Origin of the sequence: Pseudomonas sp. Xaverov 259 (assembly GCF_019352915.1) — a bacterium.
In the GTDB taxonomy this organism is placed as follows: domain Bacteria; phylum Pseudomonadota; class Gammaproteobacteria; order Pseudomonadales; family Pseudomonadaceae; genus Aquipseudomonas.
In genome coordinates, this window is the sequence record NZ_JAAAFV010000057.1 from 859,576 (window position 1) to 877,563 (window position 17,988).

At 61.3% G+C, this 17,988-nt stretch carries 16 protein-coding genes; 8 read left to right on the forward strand and 8 right to left on the reverse strand.

From position 1 onward, the window contains the following. Positions 1-900 (forward strand): tyrosine recombinase XerC, encoded by a 900-nt coding sequence (gene xerC, locus K0H48_RS26825; RefSeq protein ID WP_219270021.1) that lies wholly within the window; start codon positions 1-3, stop codon positions 898-900. Next, positions 897-1,598, forward strand: a complete 702-nt coding sequence (locus K0H48_RS26830; RefSeq protein ID WP_056860806.1) for an HAD family hydrolase — start codon at positions 897-899, stop codon at positions 1,596-1,598. The genes xerC and K0H48_RS26830 overlap by 4 nt, the downstream gene beginning before the upstream one ends. Before the next feature lie 202 nt (positions 1,599-1,800). Here K0H48_RS26830 and sutA read toward each other — a convergent pair whose 3' ends face one another. The 4 genes from sutA to glnK all read right to left on the reverse strand — a co-directional run bounded on the left by sutA (position 1,801) and on the right by glnK (position 4,579). Further along, complete coding sequence (gene sutA / locus K0H48_RS26835; RefSeq protein ID WP_017135899.1) at positions 1,801-2,127, reverse strand: transcriptional regulator SutA; 327 nt, start codon at positions 2,125-2,127, stop codon at positions 1,801-1,803. 102 nt (positions 2,128-2,229) lie between these two features. Further along, complete coding sequence (locus K0H48_RS26840) at positions 2,230-2,655, reverse strand: secondary thiamine-phosphate synthase enzyme YjbQ (protein ID WP_056860808.1); 426 nt, start codon at positions 2,653-2,655, stop codon at positions 2,230-2,232. Positions 2,656-2,864: 209 nt separating this feature from the next. Further along, entirely contained in the window at positions 2,865-4,205 is a 1,341-nt protein-coding gene (locus K0H48_RS26845) for an ammonium transporter (protein ID WP_138813331.1), read from the reverse strand. 35 nt (positions 4,206-4,240) lie between these two features. Beyond that, a complete protein-coding gene (gene glnK / locus K0H48_RS26850; RefSeq protein WP_002555808.1) occupies positions 4,241-4,579 on the reverse strand; it encodes a P-II family nitrogen regulator in 339 nt (112 codons plus the stop codon). Between the two features lie 422 nt (positions 4,580-5,001). On the opposite strand from glnK, the gene K0H48_RS26855 reads away from it, so the two are divergent. Together K0H48_RS26855 and K0H48_RS26860 are read left to right on the forward strand one after the other, a co-directional pair. Then, positions 5,002-5,265, forward strand: a complete 264-nt coding sequence (locus K0H48_RS26855) for an accessory factor UbiK family protein (protein WP_058421153.1) — start codon at positions 5,002-5,004, stop codon at positions 5,263-5,265. A 198-nt stretch (positions 5,266-5,463) separates the two neighbouring features. Further along, positions 5,464-6,960, forward strand: coding sequence for a YifB family Mg chelatase-like AAA ATPase (locus K0H48_RS26860; protein ID WP_219270022.1), 1,497 nt, complete (start codon positions 5,464-5,466; stop codon positions 6,958-6,960). A gap of 3 nt (positions 6,961-6,963) precedes the next feature. Here the strand turns inward: K0H48_RS26860 and K0H48_RS26865 are convergent, their stop codons facing one another. After that, complete coding sequence (locus K0H48_RS26865; RefSeq protein ID WP_219270023.1) at positions 6,964-7,542, reverse strand: TetR/AcrR family transcriptional regulator; 579 nt, start codon at positions 7,540-7,542, stop codon at positions 6,964-6,966. Between the two features lie 112 nt (positions 7,543-7,654). On the opposite strand from K0H48_RS26865, the gene K0H48_RS26870 reads away from it, so the two are divergent. Then, entirely contained in the window at positions 7,655-8,569 is a 915-nt protein-coding gene (locus K0H48_RS26870) for an ABC transporter six-transmembrane domain-containing protein (protein WP_169988058.1), read from the forward strand. 3 nt (positions 8,570-8,572) lie between these two features. Here the strand turns inward: K0H48_RS26870 and K0H48_RS26875 are convergent, their stop codons facing one another. Both K0H48_RS26875 and K0H48_RS26880 read right to left on the reverse strand, forming a co-directional pair. Then, positions 8,573-10,549, reverse strand: coding sequence for a methyl-accepting chemotaxis protein (locus K0H48_RS26875; protein ID WP_219270024.1), 1,977 nt, complete (start codon positions 10,547-10,549; stop codon positions 8,573-8,575). 167 nt (positions 10,550-10,716) lie between these two features. Continuing rightward, complete coding sequence (locus tag K0H48_RS26880) at positions 10,717-11,637, reverse strand: LysR substrate-binding domain-containing protein (protein WP_219270025.1); 921 nt, start codon at positions 11,635-11,637, stop codon at positions 10,717-10,719. A gap of 137 nt (positions 11,638-11,774) precedes the next feature. Here K0H48_RS26880 and K0H48_RS26885 point away from each other — a divergent pair, with 137 nt between their 5' ends. Next, positions 11,775-13,178 (forward strand): NorM family multidrug efflux MATE transporter, encoded by a 1,404-nt coding sequence (locus K0H48_RS26885; protein ID WP_219270027.1) that lies wholly within the window; start codon positions 11,775-11,777, stop codon positions 13,176-13,178. A 130-nt stretch (positions 13,179-13,308) separates the two neighbouring features. On the opposite strand, the gene K0H48_RS26890 is transcribed toward K0H48_RS26885, so the two are convergent. Further along, on the reverse strand, positions 13,309-14,973 hold the full coding sequence (locus K0H48_RS26890; RefSeq protein WP_219270029.1) for a bifunctional diguanylate cyclase/phosphodiesterase: 1,665 nt from the start codon (positions 14,971-14,973) through the stop codon (positions 13,309-13,311). 255 nt (positions 14,974-15,228) lie between these two features. Between K0H48_RS26890 and rep the strand changes: the two genes are divergently transcribed. Both rep and K0H48_RS26900 read left to right on the forward strand, forming a co-directional pair. Next, positions 15,229-17,238 carry a DNA helicase Rep gene (rep, locus tag K0H48_RS26895; protein ID WP_219270030.1) on the forward strand — a complete coding sequence of 670 codons (2,010 nt, stop codon included), beginning with the start codon at positions 15,229-15,231 and terminating at the stop codon, positions 17,236-17,238. A gap of 58 nt (positions 17,239-17,296) precedes the next feature. Continuing rightward, complete coding sequence (locus K0H48_RS26900; RefSeq protein WP_003195447.1) at positions 17,297-17,869, forward strand: xanthine phosphoribosyltransferase; 573 nt, start codon at positions 17,297-17,299, stop codon at positions 17,867-17,869. Positions 17,870-17,988: the final 119 nt, after the last annotated feature.

Consider the following 17,988-nt stretch of genomic DNA (forward strand, 5'->3'; position numbering starts at 1 on the left):
ATGGAACGGCAACTGGACGCTTATTGCGCTCACCTGCGCAACGAGCGCCAGGTGTCGCCCCATACCCTGGAAGCCTATCGACGGGACTTGAACAAGGTCCTGGCGTACTGCGAAAAACAACAGATCAGCAGCTGGAAGGTGCTGGATATCCAGAGCCTGCGCAGCCTGATCGCGCGCCTGCACCAGGCGGGCCAGTCTTCGCGCAGCCTGTCGCGCCTGCTCTCGGCGGTACGCGGCCTCTATCACTACCTCAACCGCGAAGGCCTGTGCGACCACGACCCGGCCAATGGCCTGTCGCCGCCCAAGGGCGAGCGACGCCTGCCCAAGACCCTCGACACCGACCGCGCCCTGCAACTGCTGGACGGCGCTGTTGAGGACGACTTCCTGGCCCACCGTGACCAGGCGATTCTGGAGCTGTTCTATTCCTCGGGCCTGCGCCTGTCGGAGCTGACCGGCCTGAATCTGGACCAGTTGGACCTGGCGGATGGCCTCGTGCAAGTGCTCGGCAAGGGCAGCAAGACCCGTGTGCTGCCGGTGGGCAGGAAGGCCCGCGAAGCCTTGCAGCTGTGGTTGCCACTGCGCCTGTTGACCAACCCGGCGGACGATGCGGTGTTTGTCAGCCAGCAAGGCCGACGCCTGGGGCCACGGGCGATTCAGGTGCGGGTCAAGGCTGCCGGCGAGCGCGAACTGGGGCAAAACCTGCACCCGCATATGCTGCGACATTCTTTTGCCAGCCATATGCTGGAGTCGTCCCAGGACCTGCGCGCCGTGCAGGAGCTGCTCGGCCACTCCGATATCAAAACCACGCAGATCTATACCCACCTCGACTTCCAGCACCTGGCGACGGTGTACGACAGCGCCCATCCACGGGCCAAACGCATCAAGGGCGGCGACTCATGAGTATCAAGCTGATCACCTTCGACCTGGACGACACGCTCTGGGACAACGTACCCGTCATCATCAACGCCGAGGCGTCGATGCGCGAATGGCTGGCGGTTAATGCCTCCAAGGTGGGCGACTTGCCCCTGGAGCATTTCGCCAGCCTTCGCCAACAGGTGTTGGAGCGCCATCCAGAGCTTAAATATCGCATCAGCATCCTGCGCCATAAGGTTCTGATGCATGCGTTTGAAGAGGCGGGTTACCCACAGCCTGAAGCCACGCAAATGGCGGATGTGTGCTACGAGGCGTTTATTCACGCCCGTCACCAGCTCACCCCGTTCCCGGAAGCGGAGCCCATGCTACAGGCGCTGCGCCAGCACTTCCTGCTGGGCGTGATCACCAACGGCAATGCCGATGTGCAGCGCGTGGGCCTGGCGGATTACTTCCACTTTGCCCTGCGCGCCGAGGACATCGGCATCGCCAAGCCGGATGCGCGGCTGTTTCAGGAAGCCTTGCAACGCGGTGGTGTAGACGCCAGCCAAGCGGTGCATATTGGCGATCACCCCGGTGATGACATCGCCGGGGCGCAGCAGGCCGGGCTTCGCGCGGTGTGGTTCAACCCGACGGGCAAGGCGTGGGAAGCGGATAAGCAGCCGGATGCCGAGATTCGCAGCCTGACGGAATTGCCGGAGCTTCTGCGCAGTTGGCAGTCACGCTGAAGATCAAAATGTGGGAGCGGGCTTGCCTGCGATAGCGGTGGGTCAGCCAACACAGGGCTGGCTGAAAGACCGCTATCGCAGCGATGCGGCGACCCGACAAGCCAGCTCCCACAGAGGGCATGCAATGAATTTTAAGAATTTGTTTCAGGCATGAAAAAGCCCGCAGCGACGGCGGGCTTTTTCTCACAAGCGGCTGCTGACCTCAGATAGGACGGCTGCCGTACTTGTTATCCGGCTTCTTCGGTGGGTCTGCCACCACGTTGGCCTCGACTTCCTGCACTTTGCCGCCTTTAGCGAGGAATTCTTCCATCGCACGGGCCAGCGCATCGCGCTCTTTGTTCTTGGCTTCAACGCTCGGCAGTTCGTCTACCGAGACAGCGGCCTTGGCTTTGCCTTTGGCTGCCGGGGCGGGTGCATCATCGCCACCGTCGTCGTCAGCAACGTCTTCAGCTGCCGCTTCAAGGCCTTCTTCGGCCTCGTCGTCGTCACCTACTTCAAGGTCGTCGTTTTCCAGATCATCGTCGCTCATGTTCTACCTCATGACTTGCGAAAAGCAGATTAGTTATAGCCCAGCTTCATCCTCTGTCGAGGTCGCCGGAAAAAAATCAACATCCACTGGGTTTCCAGTGGCTTATGCCCCGTCACCGTGCAACGTAGCGAGGACTTTACGAGCACCGCCATGATCTCGGTGCTCGCCCAGATAAACACCTTGCCAAGTCCCTATCGCCAAGCGGCCGGCCTTGACCGGCAAACTCAACTGGCAGCCCAGCAGACTGGCCTTGAAGTGCGCCGGCAGATCATCCGGACCTTCGTCGTTATGTTCGAACCCTGCACGCCCTTGCGGCACCAGCGAGTTGAAAAAACGTTCGAAGTCACGGCGAACCGCCGGGTCGGCATTCTCGTTGATGGTCAACGAGGCCGAGGTGTGCTGCAGCCACAGATGCAACAGGCCTACCCGACACGCCTTCAATTCAGGCAGGCCGGCAAGCAACTCATCCGTTACCAGGTGAAAGCCCCGGGGCTTGGCCCGCAGGGTAATCAGGGTCTGTTGCCACATACAGTTCTCCGCCCATCGGCGCGCATTCTAGCGCGGTCTGGGAAAAAACAAAGTGTCGAATACGCCTACATGCATGTAAGACTTTCGCACCCTCAAAAGTGCCGTGTGGATCCCATCACAAACTCGGCAAAAAACCCATCCGCCTTTAGCCACAGACAAACACCAGACAAAAAAATGCCCGGCAAGCCGGGCATCTTTTTTTCGCGTACTTACAAGTTGTAGCCGCGTTCGTTGTGTTGCGCCAGGTCGAGGCCCACCGCCTCTTCTTCTTCGGTCACCCGCAGGCCCATCACCATGTCCAGCACTTTGAGGATGATGAAGGTCACGATGGCCGTGTAGATCACGGTAAAGCCCACGCCTTTGCACTGGATCCAGACTTGCGCCGCGATGTCAGTGGTGGCCGCGTTGAAGCCGCCCAGCGAAGGTGCAGCAAACACGCCGGTGAGGATCGCGCCGAGGATACCGCCGATACCGTGTACGCCGAAGGCGTCCAGGGAGTCGTCGTAGCCCAGTTTGCGTTTCAGAGTAGTGGCGCAGAAGAAGCACACCACGCCCGCCGCCAGGCCGATGACCAGCGCGCCCATCGGGCCAACGGTGCCGGCAGCCGGGGTGATTGCAACCAGGCCGGCGACTACGCCCGAGGCAATGCCCAGTGCGCTTGGCTTACCGTGGGTGACCCACTCGGCGAACATCCAGCCCAGTGCCGCAGCCGCGGTAGCAATTTGAGTCACCAGCATCGCCATGCCGGCAGTGCCGTTGGCCGCCGCAGCGGAACCGGCGTTGAAGCCGAACCAGCCCACCCACAGCATGGCTGCACCGATCAGGGTGTAACCCAGGTTGTGCGGCGCCATTGGCGTGGTCGGGAAGCCTTTGCGCTTGCCGAGTACCAGGCACGCCACCAGGCCGGCCACACCGGCGTTAATGTGCACCACGGTGCCGCCGGCGAAGTCCAGCACGCCCCAGTCACCCATCAACGAACCCGGGCCGCCCCACACCATGTGGGCAATCGGCGCGTAGACCAGGGTGAACCAGACGCCCATGAAGATCAGCATCGCGGAGAACTTCATACGCTCGGCGAACGCACCGACGATCAGCGCAGGGGTGATGATCGCGAAGGTCATCTGGAAGGTGACGAACACCGCCTCAGGGAACAGCGCCGCAGGGCCGGTGATGCTCGCCGGGGTTACGCCCGACAGGAACAGTTTGGACAGGCCGCCCACGAACGAGTTGAGGTTGACGACGCCTGCTTCCATACCGGTGGTGTCGAACGCCATGCTGTAGCCGTAAACGAACCACAAGATGGTGATCAAACCGGTGATGGCGAAGCACTGCATCATCACGGAAAGAATGTTTTTGGAGCGAACCATGCCGCCGTAGAACAGCGCCAGGCCCGGAATGGTCATGAACAGTACCAGCGCGGTGGATGTGAGCATCCACGCCGTGTCGCCGGAATTGAGGACTGGAGCAGGGGCTGGGTCCGCCGCCAATGCCAGGGCCGGCATTACGAGGGACAACAGGGCTCCTAGCCCTGCGAATTTACGCAGAGTCATATTGTTTTCTCCTGGGGCGTTGGGGGTTTGGCGGCTTAGATTGCGTCGGTATCGGTTTCGCCGGTACGGATGCGAATAGCCTGTTCCAGATTGACCACAAAGATCTTGCCGTCACCGATCTTGCCGGTGTTGGCCGCCTTGGTTATCGCCTCGATAACCCGGTCAAGATCCTTGTCGTCAATGGCGACATCAATCTTCACCTTTGGCAGGAAATCGACCACGTATTCCGCGCCGCGATACAGCTCGGTGTGACCCTTCTGCCGACCGAAGCCTTTGACCTCAGTAACGGTAATGCCCTGCACGCCGATCTCGGACAGTGACTCGCGTACATCGTCCAACTTGAACGGCTTGATGATGGCAGTGACTAGCTTCATGAAAACTCTCTCCCGAATTGGTGGACTTGCCCCAGGAAAACAAACCCGTCTCAAGTCTAAGCGCAGTGCCTGGCTTTGTAACGCGTCGTCGCCTCGGCATTTGCCGTTGCGACGCCAGCGAACCACTGGTGACGAAACCTGTACCCCTGATCCGTCGGCGCACTGCATTCGTCACAGCGACTGCATCAGTGCATGGGTCATGATCGTCTAAGCAGAAACCTTGCCAGCTCCGTAAAAATCACTGAAATCAGTCCTTTGCCCACTTATGCCCACCTGCGGGGCGTTTTGGCGGCGCCAATGCGCACAAAAACAGTGCGCAGCCGCCCGGCCCTCTGCGCGAAAAGCGTGCGCTCGCGGCCGTGAAAAAGACTATAGACGCTGCGTGATACACTGCCGGCCAACAGTTTTCCGGAATATTTCCCATGCTCGCGCCCAAAGACCTCCTCGACGCCCTGAGCGGCCACGCCTCTCGCCTGTTCAGCGGCGAAACCCCGCTGCCCCGCAACGAGATCGAAAGCCAGTTCAAGGCCCTGCTGCAAAGCGGCTTCAGCAAGCTCGACCTGGTGAGCCGAGAAGAATTTGACAGCCAGATGGTCGTGCTGGCCCGCACCCGTGCGCGGCTGGAGAGTCTGGAAGCGAAGGTGGCGGAGCTGGAAGCGCGGTTGACGCCACCGGCGGCTGAATAAACCCGGCCCCTGTGGGAGCTGGCTTGCCTGCGATAGCGGTGTTGGATTCACTGGCGCTATCGCAGGCAAGCCAGCTCCCACAGGTGTTTTGCGTCGCTCTTTGGATACGTTCAGTAAAACCTCCCGCCCTCCAAAGCATCACACCTCGTCTACCCTTGAAAAACCCGCAGGAAGCGGCCTCCCACTCAAGGAACGAGCATGTCCCTCGCCATCGTCCACAGCCGCGCCCAAATTGGCGTAGAAGCCCCCGCCGTCACCGTCGAAGTGCATATGGCCAATGGTCTTCCCTCGCTGACCTTGGTGGGCCTGCCCGAAACCGCCGTCAAGGAAAGCAAGGACCGCGTGCGCAGCGCCATCCTCAACTGCGCCCTGCAATACCCGGCCCGTCGTATCACCCTAAACCTTGCTCCCGCCGACCTGCCCAAAGATGGCGGGCGGTTTGATTTGGCGATTGCCTTGGGCATCCTGGCCGCCAGCGTGCAGGTGCCGGCGTTGATGCTCGATGACGTGGAATGCTTGGGGGAACTGGCCCTGTCGGGTGAGGTGCGAGCGGTCAAAGGTGTGCTGCCGGCCGCGCTGGCTGCACGCAAGGCCGGGCGCACCGTGATAGTGCCTCGGGCAAATGCCGAGGAGGCGTGCCTGGCGTCGGGGTTGAAGGTGATTGCAGTGGACCACTTGCTGCAAGTGGTGGCGCACCTGAATGGGGTTGTGCCGATTGAGCCGTATAAATCCGATGGCTTGCTGTACTTGAACAAGCCTTACCCGGACTTGAGTGAGGTGCAAGGCCAGCTGGCCGCCAAGCGCGCGCTGCTGATTGCGGCGGCGGGCGCGCACAACCTGCTGTTCAGCGGCCCACCCGGCACCGGCAAGACCTTGCTCGCCAGCCGCCTGCCCGGTTTGCTGCCGCCCTTGAGTGAGCAGGAAGCCCTGGAAGTGGCGGCCATTCAGTCGGTGGTCAGCCTGGCGCCGTTGAGCCATTGGCCGCACCGTCCGTTTCGCCAGCCGCACCATTCGGCGTCCGGGCCGGCACTGGTGGGCGGCGGGTCAAAACCGCAGCCGGGGGAAATCACCCTAGCCCATCATGGCGTGCTGTTTCTCGATGAGCTGCCGGAGTTTGATCGCAAGGTATTGGAAGTGCTTCGCGAACCGCTCGAATCCGGGCATATCGTGATCTCCCGCGCTCGCGACCGGGTGAGTTTTCCGGCACGGTTTCAATTGGTGGCCGCCATGAACCCCTGCCCTTGCGGCTACCTGGGCGAACCCAGCGGGCGCTGTCGGTGTACGCCGGAGCAAATCCAGCGCTACCGCAACAAGCTCTCGGGGCCGTTGCTGGATCGGATCGACTTGCACCTCACCGTTGCCCGGGAAGCCACCGCGCTGAACCCGCTCCAACAGGATGGCGACAACACCGCAACAGCCTCGGCGGAAGTCGCCGAGGCCCGTGAACGCCAGCAAAAACGCCAAGGCTGCGCCAATGCCTTCCTCGACCTGCCTGGGCTGCGCAAGCACTGCCAACTGGCAAAAGCCGATGAAGGCTGGCTGGAAAGCGCCTGCGAACGACTGACCTTGTCCCTGCGCGCGGCCCACCGCTTGCTCAAGGTGGCGCGCACCCTGGCGGACCTTGAGCGGGTTGAACATATTGCCCGGCATCATTTGCAGGAGGCCTTGCAGTACCGGCCTGCCGCAATGGGTTAAGCCTTATGCGGGAAAACCCAACAGCAGCTGCGCCACTTCCAGGACCTCATCGAGCACCGCCTCGGCCGACTCCGCAGACGGCTTGAGCATCAGGTCATCGGCATACCCCATCGCCAACGCGAAAATTTGCCGGGCCGCGCGTTGTGGCGAGTCGCAGCGGAAAATACCCTCAGCCACGCCTCGCTCAATCACCTCGGCGAGCATGCCTTGCCATTGCGCATTGATCACCAGATACGCCTGGGCCATTTGCGGCTCGTGCATGGCTTCGTCCCAGGCATCCAGCCACAACGCCCAGCCGGCATCAGCGGTGCTCGGCAGGCAGTCACTCAAAAAACCCACCAGCGCCTCAAGCGGCGGCGCATCTGCCAGGGGCTCGCGCACTTCATCCAATTGCTCATTGGCAAAGCGCACGAAGGCTTCGCGGCGCAGTTCGTTCCAGTCGCTGAAGTAGTGATAGACGTGGCTGCGCGACAAGCCGGCATGCTCGGCCAGATCGCGGGTGGACACGTCGGCAAAACCCTTGCTGCGAAACAGCTCCAGGGCGGCGGCGATGATCTGGTCTTTACGGTCGATACGCGACATGGGCAATTCCTTCGGGCGCCGGTAGATAAGCGGCGCTTGCTTTTTGAGCGATCGCTCAAGGATACTTGAGCAGTCGCTCAATAATAGCGTCTATCACTCCTTTGGTGCACCCATGTCATCCGTGACCCCGCAAATCCTGATTGAAGAAAGCAAGAAAATCGGCCAGCAATCCGCCGGCCAAACGCTCAAGGCGATTGCCAAGGCTTACCCCGGCAAGCTGTTTTGCACGCTGTCACTGGTGGCGCTGGAGAACGCGCTGCTGCTGGCCTACCCGCTGTTTGCCGGGTTTGCGGTGGACTCAATTATCCGTGGCGATGCCACCAGCGCGCTGTTCTATGCACTGGTGGTGATGGCGTTCTGGGTGGTCGGCGCAGCACGGCGGGCGCTGGACACGCGCACCTTTACGCGGATCTACGCCGACCTTGCGGTGCCGGTGATTCTCAACCAGCGCCAGCAGAACCACAGCACCTCGAAGTCCGCCGCCCGCGTGGTGCTTGCGCGCGAATTCGTCGACTTCTTTGAAAAACACGTGCCGATTATCGCCACGGCGCTGGTCTCGATTATTGGCGCGGCGGTGATGCTGATCGTGATTGAGCCGTGGGTCGGCCTGGCGTGCCTGGCCGCCCTGCTGCTGTGCGTAACGCTGCTGCCACGCTTTGCCCAGCGCAACCAGGAACTGCATGAGCGCCTGAATGATCGCCTGGAGAAAGAAATCGGCCTGGTGGAAAAAGTCGGCGCACCGACCTTGCGTCGCCACTACCACGTGCTGTCACGCCTGCGCATCTGGCTGTCTGACCGCGAGGCCGCCGCGTACCTGTTTCTCGGCACGCTGGCAGCCCTGCTGTTTGTGGTCGCAATCAGCCAGTTGGCCCTGTCGCCAGCGGTCAAGGCCGGCCACATCTACGCGGTCATGACCTACCTGTGGACCTTCGTCACCAGCATGGACGAGGCGCCCGGGATGGTCGACCAACTGGCGCGTCTCAAGGATATCGGCAAGCGCGTGGACCCAGGCCTGGGCGAGCATTAAGCCTTAACGAAAACGGTCGACCTCATGCCGCAGGCCGGCCGCCAGGGTTTCCAGTTCCTTGGCAGTAACGGCCAGGTTCGACACCACTTCGCGCTGTTCGCTGTTAGCCAATGCGATGCTTTGCAGGTTGCTGCTCAGCACGTTGGCTGTGCTGCTCTGCTCCTGGGTCGCGGTGGTGATCGCGGCAAACTGCTGGCCGGCTGAACGGCTTTGCTCGTCGATGCGTGCCAGGGCCGAGGCCACGTCGGCGTTGCGCGACAGGCCTTCCTGCATCAACACGTTACCGTGTTCCATGGTGCTGATGGCGTTGCCGGTTTCCTGCTGGATGCTCTGGATCATCACCGAGATTTCGTCGGTGGCCTGGCGCGTGCGCGAGGCCAGGTTGCGCACTTCGTCTGCAACCACCGCAAAGCCCCGGCCTTGCTCACCGGCCCGCGCCGCCTCGATGGCGGCGTTGAGCGCCAGCAGGTTGGTTTGTTCGGCAATCGAGGTGATCACGCCGACGATCCCGCCAATTTCCTGGGAGCGCTGGCCCAAGGTATTGATCACCGTGGCCGTGCTGTTGAGGGCGGTAGCGATATGCTCCAGCGACGACGACGCCTCTTGCATCGAGGTGCGGCCAATCCGCGTTTGCTGGGCGTTTTCCTGGGCCAGTCGCTCGGTATTGCCCATGTTGTCGGCGATGTTCAGCGAGGTGGCGCTGAACTCTTCCACTGCGCCAGCCATGCTGGTGATTTCGCCGGACTGCTGCTCCATGCCCTCATAGGCCCCACCCGACAGGCCGGACAACGCCTGCGCCCGGCTGTTGACCTCTTCGGCCGCTTTACGGATGTGCGAGACCATGGTCGAAAGCGCCTCACCCATCTGGTTGAAGCTGCTCGCCAACTGGCCGATTTCGTCATGGCTGGACACGTTCAAGCGTGCGCTCAAATCGCCAGCACCCAAGGCTTCGGCCTGGCGCACCAAGTCGCTCAAAGGCTGCAATTTGCTGCGCAGCAACCACACCGCCGCACCCACCGCCAGCAACATCGCCAGCACGCTGCCGATCACCAGGCGAATACCGACCGCCCAGGTGACTGCACGTATTTCGGACTTCGGCATGCTCGCCACTACCGACCACGGGCCGCCGTCGAACGGCACCGCAACGCTGTAGAAGTCTTCGTCCTTGTCGCTCCAGAAGCGGCCTTTGCCTGGGTTTTTGGCCAGATCAAGCATCACCGGGACCGCCTGATCCAACGCTTGCACGCCCGCCGGTGGCACCAGCCAGTGTTTCTGTTCGTCCAGCAAGGCGAGCGAGCCGGTCTGGCCGATACGGAAGCGTTTGAGGTTGTCGAACTGGGCCTTTTGCTCGTCGGTGTAATCAAAACCGATAAACAACACGGCGATCACCTTGCCGGCGGCATCGCGCACGGGGCTGTACTGGGTCATGTAGGAGCGATCAAACAACACCGCCCGCCCAATGTAATTCTGCCCGGCCAAAAGGCGCTGGTAAGCCGGATGCTGGTGATCCAGCACAGTGCCGATGGCGCGATTGCCATCTTGTTTGGTCAGGGAGGTACTGATGCGGATGAAGTCTTCGCCACTGCGCACAAACACCGTGGCCACGCCGCCGGACATCTGCTTGAACTCGTCCACCTCCGCGAAGTTGTTGTTCAACACCTCATCGCCCAACAGCAGACTCGGGGTGTGCACACCGGCCACGGTGACTTGCTGGTCCGGGCGCACACTCAGCCCGGCGCCAAAGCGCTTTTCAAACAGCCCGCTCAATCGCTGAGTGCTTTCGCGCAAGGTGCTGTGGAAGGTGTTGAGTTGGTCGGCCAGCAAGCGCGCCTCGCTGGCCAGGTGTTCCTCGCGGGTGTCGAGGTTGGCCGAGTCGAGGGAACGCAGGGCGAAAACCGTACTGCCGCTGATGACGACCGCCAATATGACGGCCAAGGCGAGGCCTAACTGAGAGGCGATCCGAGCGCGAGGTTGAGACATGACAGCTCCTGGCCGAGGCCAGGATCATCCTGATCTCTTAGCGCAGCTCGGCAAATTATCGTGTGGGAAACGCTGGAAAATGGGGGTTCCAACACACCTTCTTCGGCAAGCGCGGGCAATACTTGAGCGATTCACAGGGGTATCGCGCAAACGATTGCCCCGAAGAGCTAGACAAGGCGTTCAACCTGGGGCAATTCCATGGCCTTGACTTCGCCTTGAAGAAACTCCGCCAATCGCCGCAAGCGCTCGCCACCGGGGCGGGTTTTAGGCCATACCAAATAGTAATTTTCCCCACTGGCCACCGCCGTCGGCCACGGCAGGCTCAAGCGGCCCTGGGCCACATCTTCGGCCACCATCAGCAAATCGCCCATGGACACGCCGTAACCCCGCGCGGCGGCGATCATGCCCAACTCCAAGGTATCGAACACTTGCCCGCCCTTGAGCGACACCTGGGACGACAACCCCATGCGCTCCAGCCAATTGCGCCAGTCTCGGCGGTCGGGTGTGGGGTGCAGCAGTTCGGCGCTCGCCAGGCGAGCGACATCCCAGGGGCCGTCATTGAGCAGATTGGGCGCGCCCACCGGGATCAGCAATTCGGGGAACAGGTAGCAGGCCTCCCAATCCGCCGGAAAATGCCCGTAACTCAGCAATACAGCGCAGTCGAAAGGTTCCTGGTTGAAGTCCACTTCATCCACGCTCATCCATGCACTGGTCAGTTGCACCTCATTGCCCGGTTGCAAGGCGCGAAAGCGACTGAGCCGCGCCAGCAACCAGCGCATGGTCAGGGTCGACGGCGCCTTCATGCGCAGGATGTCGTCTTCGGCGTTCAGGGTGTGACAGGCGCGCTCCAGCGCCGCGAAGCCTTCGCGCACGCCGGGCAACAGCAGGCGTGCCGCTTCGGTGAGCTGCAGGTTGCGACCACTGCGCTGGAACAGGCGGCAGGCGAAGTGCTCTTCGAGCGTGCGGATATGCCGGCTGACCGCACTTTGCGTGATGGAAAGCTCATCCGCCGCACGCGTGAATGAGTTGTGCCGGGAGGCAGCTTCAAATGCGCGCAAGGCATACAGCGGAGGCAGACGGCGTGGCATGGAAGAACCTCCTCAGAGCAATGCCCAACCCTAGCATGAGTTTTAATCATGCGAGTGATCGCTTTTATCCTTTTGTGTAATGCGTCAGGAGCGCCGAGAATCAACCCTTTCCCCAACCCTCTGACTTTTTGAGCGTGATGATCATGCAACATCCGGTGCGTACTGAACTCTGGGCCATTCTGCGGCTGTCAGGGCCGTTGATTGCCTCACAGTTGGCGCACATGCTGATGGTGCTGACCGACACGCTGATGATGGCCCGCCTGAGCCCCGAGGCGCTGGCCGGTGGCGGCCTGGGCGCGGCGAGCTATTCGTTCGTGGCGATCTTCTGTATTGGCGTGATTGCCGCCGTCGGCACGCTGGTCGCCATCCGCCATGGCGCCGGTGACATCGAAGGCGCCACTCGCCTGACCCAGGCCGGGTTGTGGCTGGCGTGGCTGATGGCACTGGTGGCCGGCTTGCTGCTGTGGAACCTCAAGCCGGTGCTGCTGATGTTCGGCCAAACCGAAACCAACGTGCAGGCGGCGGGGCAATTCCTGACCATCCTGCCGTTCGCCCTGCCCGGCTACCTGAGCTTCATGGCCTTGCGCGGTTTCACCAGCGCCATCGGCAAGGCGACGCCGGTGATGGTGATCAGCCTGGGCGGCACGGTGCTCAACTACTTGCTCAACCATGCCTTGATCGAGGGCATGTTCGGTCTGCCGAAGCTCGGCTTGATGGGCATCGGCCTGGTCACGGCGATCGTCGCCAACTGCATGGCCCTGGCGCTGATGTGGTACATCCGCAGCAACCGCGCCTACGCGGCCTACCCGCTCGGCACGGGCCTGTTGCGCCTCAACACTCAGTACCTGCGTGAGCTGTGGCGCCTGGGCCTGCCGATTGGTGGCACCTATGCAGTGGAGGTCGGCCTGTTTGCCTTCGCGGCGCTGTGCATGGGCACCATGGGCAGTACGCAGTTGGCAGCGCATCAGATTGCCCTGCAAATCGTCTCGGTGGCGTTCATGGTGCCAGCGGGGATGTCGTATGCGATCACCATGCGCATCGGTCAGCATTACGGTGCTGGGCAATTGCTGCAGGCACGCATGGCCGGGCGGGTCGGCATCGGTTTTGGCGCGTTGGTGATGTTGGGATTTGCCGTTGTGCTGTGGCTGTTTTCCGATGCGCTGATCGGGCTGTTTCTGGACCATAACGACCCCGCTTTCCACGACGTCATCGTGCTGGCGGTCAGCCTGTTGGCCGTGGCGGCGTGGTTTGAGTTGTTCGACGGCGTGCAGACCATTGCCATGGGCTGTATTCGTGGGCTGAAGGATGCCAAGACCACCTTTCTGGTCGGGCTCGGGTGTTACTGGCTGATCGGCGCGCCGTCGGCGTGGTTGATGGCGTTCACGCTGGGTTGGGGGCCGACCGGTGTTTGGTGGGGTTTAGCGCTGGGCTTGGCCTGCGCGGCAGTCAGCCTGACCTGGGCGTTTGAGGCGAAGATGAAGCGGATGATTCGGCAGGAACCTGAAGTACGTACGCAATTCCCGGCCATGCAACCAGACTAGAGAATGTACTCAGTCAATGTGGGAGCTGGCTTGCCTGCGATGGCGGTGTGTCAGGTGCCAAATTGGCTGGCTGGCCTACCGCTATCGCAGGCAAGCCAGCTCCCACATATTTTGATTGGGTTTACATCCTTCAGCCCAACAGCGCCTGCTGGCTCTTGCCGAACGTCAAATACTCCACCAACTCCGGCAACGGCAACGGCTTGCTGATCAGGTAACCCTGGGCCTGATCACACCCAAACAACCGCAACAACGCCAGCTGTTCGGGCGTTTCCACGCCCTCGGCGACCACTTCCAGGTTGAGGTTGTGGGCCAGGTTGATCATGGCATGCACCAGCTTGCGGTTTTCTTCACGCTCTTCCATGCCGCCGACGAAGCTCTTGTCGATCTTCAACAAGGCAATCGGCAAGCTGTTGAGGTGCACGAACGAGGAAAACCCGGTGCCGAAATCATCCAGGGAAAACCGCACACCCAGGCGGCCAAGGGCGTCCATGGTCTGCTTGACCAGGTCACTGCGGCGCATCACGGCGGTTTCGGTCAGCTCGAACTCCAACCACTGCGCCTCCACGCCACGCTCGGTAATCAACCGGCTCAATGTGGAAAGCAGCTGGCTGTCCTGGAACTGGCGAAACGACAGGTTGACCGCCATGTGCAGCGCCGGCAGGCCGCGTTCGCGCAGGTCTTGCATATCGCGCAAGGCCCGCGAGATCACCCAGTACCCCAATGGCACAATCAAGCCGCTCTGTTCGGCCAAGGGCACGAATTCACTCGGCGGCAACAGGCCACGCTCGCCGTGGCGCCAGCGCACCAGGGCTTCCAGGCCGACGATATGCCCGTCGTCCAGATCCAGGCGCGGCTGGTAATGCAGCTCCAGTTCGTCGCGGCGCAACGCGCGGCGCAGTTCACTTTCCAGGTCGGCCAGGCTGCGGGCGTTGCGGTTGATGCGTTCGTTGAAGATGTGAAAGGTGCAGCCCTGGGTGCTCTTGGCCTGCTGCATGGCGATGTGCGCGTGCCACATCAGCGGGTCGGCCCCGGCGCGGGCACGGGCATGTGCCACGCCCAGGCTGCAGCCGATCAGCAGGCTTTCGCCGTCCACCCAATACGGCTCGGCCATGGCTTCGGTAATGCGCTCGGCCATCCACTCGGCGCGCTGGGGCGCACGGCGGGTGTCGATCAGCAGGGCGAATTCGTCGCTGCCCAGGCGCGCCAGTTGGTCACCGGCTTCGAGCTGGCTCTTGAGCCGCGAGACCACTTGCAGGATCAAGCGGTCGCCAGCCTGATGGCCCAAGGCATCGTTGGCGTGACGGAAGTTGTCGAGGTCCAGATGGCCGAGGGCCAGGCCACGGCCTTCGTTTTCGGCCAGGCGCGCCGCGAGCAAGGTCTGGAAACCCTGGCGGTTGGCGATACCGGTCAGCGGGTCCTGTTCGGCCAGGCGCTGCAGGGTGTTCTCCAGCACGCCACGCTCGCGAACGTGGCGCAGGCAGCGGCGCAATGTATCGGTATCCAATGCATCAAGGACCAGCCAATCGCTCACACCCAGCGGTGAAACCAGCGGCTCCTGCTCCAGCAGCAATATGCACGGCAGGCTGCAACGGCCTGGGCCGGGTTGCAGGCTGGGTGTGGTCAATAAGACGGCACTGTGGTCGTCATCGAACAGACGACTCACCGAGTCCCAGTTGGGCGCGCTGACCAGCACTGCCCCATCGCCCATCGGCGCCAGGCACTCGCGCAACAACGCTGCCCACGCTGGCTCATCGGCCAGTAGCAGCAAACGCAAGGGTTCGACAGGCGTAGACAAGCTAGCTCCCTAGACTCTGCAAAATTTTTTGGCGGCGGGCATTATGACGCGCGGCCTGATAATCACCAATGATAAGGGTTATCAAATACGCTAACGGTATACATTCGCTTCAGTTACCCGTCACATCCTGCGGCAAAGTATCAAAACCGGCAAATTTAGATCGAGTGGTACGTCACACCGTCGTTCTAAAGCAGCAGAATCTTGCCAGCCTGTTAAAATGCCCGCCCTTTTGAACAACGACTCCCTGATTTCTGTATGTCCCGACTCAATCCCCGGCAGCAAGAAGCCGTGAACTACGTCGGCGGCCCTCTATTGGTGCTCGCCGGTGCCGGTTCCGGCAAGACCAGCGTGATCACCCGCAAGATCGCGCACCTGATCCAGAGCTGCGGCATCCGTGCGCAGTACATCGTCGCCATGACCTTTACCAACAAGGCGGCGCGCGAGATGAAAGAGCGTGTCGGCACCCTGCTCAAGGGTGGCGAAGGCCGTGGCCTCACGGTGTGTACCTTCCACAACCTGGGTTTGAACATTATCCGCAAGGAGCATGCGCGGTTGGGCTACAAGCCGGGCTTCTCGATCTTTGACGAGACCGACGTCAAAGCCCTGATGACCGACATCATGCAAAAGGAATACGCAGGCGACGACGGCGTGGATGAGATCAAGAACATGATCGGCGCCTGGAAAAACGACCTGATCCTGCCCGCCGAAGCCCTGGAAGCCGCGCGCAACCCCAAGGAGCAGACCGCCGCCATTGTCTACACCCACTACCAGCGCACGCTCAAGGCGTTTAACGCGGTGGACTTCGACGACCTGATCCTGCAGCCGGTCAAGCTGTTCCAGGAACACGCCGACATCCTCGAAAAGTGGCAGAACAAGGTGCGCTACCTGCTGGTGGACGAATACCAGGACACCAACGCCAGCCAATACCTGCTGGTGAAGTTGCTGATCGGCAAGCGCAACCAGTTCACCGTAGTGGGCGACGATGACCAGTCGATCTACGCCTGGCGTGGCGCGCGCCCGGAAAACCTGATGCTGCTCAAGGTCGACTACCCGTCCTTGAAAGTGGTGATGCTGGAGCAGAACTACCGCTCCACCAGCCGTATCCTGCGCTGCGCGAACGTGCTGATCTCCAACAACCCCCACGAGTTTGAAAAACAACTGTGGAGTGAGATGGGGCATGGCGACGAGATCCGCGTGATCCGTTGCCGCAACGAAGACGCCGAAGCCGAACGCGTCGCCGTCGAGTTGCTGACCTTGCACCTGCGTACCGACCGGCCCTACAGCGATTTTGCGATTCTGTATCGCGGCAACTACCAGGCCAAGCTGATCGAGCTGAAGCTTCAGCACCATCAGATCCCTTATCGTCTGTCGGGCGGCAACAGCTTTTTCGGACGCCAGGAAGTGAAAGACCTGATGGCCTACTTCCGGCTGATCGTGAACCCGGATGACGACAACGCCTTCCTGCGCGTGATCAACGTGCCGCGCCGGGAAATCGGCTCCACGACCCTGGAAAAACTCGGCAACTACGCCACCGAACGCAAGATCTCGATGTACGCCGCCACCGACGAAATCGGCCTGGGCGAGCACCTGGACACACGCTTCACGGATCGCCTGTCGCGCTTCAAGCGCTTCATGGACAAGGTGCGCGAGCAGTGCGCTGGCGAAGACCCGATCAGCGCCCTGCGCAGCATGGTCATGGACATCGACTATGAAAACTGGCTGCGCACCAACAGTTCCAGCGACAAGGCTGCGGACTACCGCATGGGCAACGTCTGGTTCCTGATCGAAGCGTTGAAAAATACGCTGGAGAAGGACGAAGAAGGCGAGATGACCGTCGAAGACGCCATCGGCAAGCTGGTGCTGCGCGACATGCTTGAGCGCCAGCAGGAAGAAGAAGACGGCGCCGAAGGTGTGCAGATGATGACCTTGCACGCGTCCAAAGGCCTGGAATTCCCTTACGTGTTCATCATGGGCATGGAAGAGGAAATCCTCCCGCACCGCTCCAGCATTGAAGCTGACACCATCGAAGAAGAACGGCGCCTGGCCTACGTGGGCATTACCCGCGCACGTCAGACACTGGCGTTCACCTTCGCCGCCAAGCGCAAGCAATACGGCGAGATCATCGATTGTGCGCCCAGCCGGTTCCTGGATGAACTGCCGCCGGACGATCTGGCCTGGGAAGGCAATGACGACACCCCGACCGAAGTGAAGGCCGTTCGCGGCAACACCGCCTTGGCGGACATACGCGCGATGTTAAAGCGCTAGAATCGACTACTTTTTAATCTACTTTCGGCGCACACCGCGCCATTAGAGGAAGCTTTCCGTGGAAGCACTGCACAAGAAAATTCGCGAAGAAGGCATCGTGCTTTCCGATCAGGTCCTCAAGGTTGACGCCTTTTTGAACCACCAGATCGACCCGGCGCTGATGAAACTGATCGGCGACGAATTCGCCGCGCTGTTCAAGGATTCGGGCATCACCAAGATCGTCACCATCGAAGCCTCGGGCATCGCCCCGGCGATCATGACCGGCCTGAACCTTGGCGTGCCGGTGATTTTCGCGCGCAAGCAACAGTCCCTGACGCTGACCGAAAACCTGCTGTCGGCGACGGTGTATTCCTTCACCAAGAAAACCGAAAGCACCGTGGCCATCTCCCCGCGCCACCTGACCAGCAGTGACCGTGTACTGGTGATCGATGACTTTTTGGCCAACGGCAAAGCGTCCCAGGCGCTGATTTCGATCATCAAGCAAGCCGGCGCGACCGTGGCCGGGCTGGGGATTGTGATCGAGAAGTCGTTCCAGGGTGGCCGTGCGGAGCTGGATGCGCAGGGTTATCGGGTTGAGTCGCTGGCGCGGGTGAAGTCGTTGGCGGGTGGCGTGGTTACGTTCATCGAGTAATTTGCAGCACTGCAAATCACCTGTGAACAGCGATCAAAATGTGGGAGCGGGCTTGCTCGCGAATGCGGTGTAACAGTCAATAAATGAGTCGACTGATACACCGCTTTCGCGAGCAAGCC